Annotated in this window: 1 pseudogene; it reads left to right on the top strand. The window is 77.4% G+C overall.

Annotated features, from left to right (window positions below):
- A pseudogene (locus E2B92_RS32445) lies at positions 1-1944 on the top strand (hypothetical protein); the annotation flags it as partial.

Raw genomic sequence — 1944 nt, 5'->3', positions numbered from 1 at the left:
GGGGATGCGGTCAGGGCGCTGAAGACCGCGTCGAACGCGATGAGCGCGGCGGCCGCGCAGTCGCGTGAGGCCGACCGGATGCTGGCCGCCGACAAGGCCGGCAAGCGCCTGTCGGACTACGCCCCCGTCAAGGCCGAGGCGTCGCGCCAGGTCGGCATCGCCGAAGGTGCCGCGAAGGCCGCGCAGGTGGCGGCCGGGCAGGCCAAGGTGCAGGCCGACGTGCTGGTTGGCACCGGGCTGACGCATGGGGTGCAGTGGTCGGAGGTGGCTTCCGGTATCGCGGGTGCCGCTGACGCCGCGGCGACGGCGGCGGCGACCGCGCGGCACGCCATCGATGCCACCGCCGCCGATGCGGCGGGGCTGAACTCCAAGAACCAGGCCGAGCTGCACGCCGCGCAGGCGGCGAAGTGGCGGGCGAACGCCGAGGAGCACGCCAAGGCCGCGGCCAGGCTGGCCGAGGCGGCCGCCAAGCAGGCGAAGATCGCCGCGGATGCCGCCGGCAAGGCCCGCGAGGCCAGGCTCGCGGCCGAGCAGGCGGAGAAGCAGGCGTGGGAGCACGCCAGGAAGACCCGCGACGCGCGCATCGAGGCCGAGCGGCAGGCGAAGATCGCCGCCGAGCAGCGGGCGATCGCCGAGCGTGAGCGGGATCTTGCCGCTGCCGCCCGGGTGCGGGCCGAGCGGGAGCGGGACATCGCCGCCGCGGCGCGTGCCCGTGCCGAGGCAGAGGCCCGCACCGCTGCCGCCCGCCGCGCCGACGCGCAGGCGGCCGCGGCTGTGGCGGCCGAGAAGCGGGCCACCGCCCAGGCACAGGAAGGGATCGCCGCCAAGGCCGACGAACTGGCCCGCGGTGAGGAGGCAAAGGCCCGCACCGCCCGCAACAAGGCGGTCGAGGCCGAACGCGCCCACAAGGCCGAAGACGCCCGCGCAAGGGCCAGTGAGGCACTGGCCGCCAAGGCCAAGGGCACCGAGCACGCCGAGACCGCGCGGGCGGCGGCCACCGAGGCCCGCTCCGCCGCCACCGCCGCCGGCACCGCCGCCGGATCGGCCCGAGGCGCCGCCGATCAGGCCTCCGCCGCAGCCGTCCGCTCGCGTTCGGCGGCCATCGAGGCCGCCGGCGCTGCCGCCCGGGCCCGGGCAGCGGCCGCCGAGGCCACCGCCCACGCCGCACGCGCCAACGCCGCCGCCAACAAGGCCGAAGCCGCCGCCTTCGCCGCCAACGCCGCAGCCAACAAGGCCGAGGCCGAGGCCGCCCTGACCCGGGCCGCCGCCCAGCGGGCGAACGCCAAGGCCGCCGAGGCCACCGCGCAGGAGGCCCGCGCGGGTATCGCCGCCCATGAGGCGTCCCGGCTGGCCGGCCTTGCCGCCCTCCACGCCAACCACGCCCTGCAGGCAGCCAACCGCACCAAGGACGAAGCCGAAGGCGCCACCCGCGAAGCGGGCATGGCACGCCTGCAGGCCACCATCGCCGTCCAGGCCGCCACCTCCGCCCGCACCACCGCCGCCGGCATCGCCGACCCGGCCAACACCGCCATCACCCTGACCGCGCCGTTCACCGGCACCGACATCGACGCCGACTTCGCCACCGAAGTCGCCAAAGCCGCCCAGGCCCTGGGCCAGACAGAGGTGACCAAGGCGGAAACCCGCGCGGCCGAAGCCGTCAAGGCCGCAGAAGCGGCCGAAGCCGCCGCCACACGCGCCAACGCCCAGGTCGCCCCCGCCTTCAAGGCAGCCGCGGCAGCCGCGCGTTCCTCCGCCAACGCCGCCCGCTCCTCCGCGGCGGCGATGAAGTCCGCCGCCCAGGCAGCCGAGGACGGCGCCAAGGCCCGCGCCGCGGCCGCCCGCGCCAACCAGGCCGACGCACAAGCCCAGGCCGACGCCAAGCAGGCCCGCACCGCGGCCAACCAGGCCTACGCCGACGCCACCGCCGCACGCAACGCCGCCACC

The sequence above is a fragment of the Streptomyces sp. WAC05374 genome (assembly GCF_004353505.1).
Taxonomy (GTDB): Bacteria; Actinomycetota; Actinomycetes; order Streptomycetales; family Streptomycetaceae; genus Streptomyces.
Note: the sequence above shows the minus strand (reverse complement) of the source record. Positions and strands in the feature narration are given on the sequence as shown.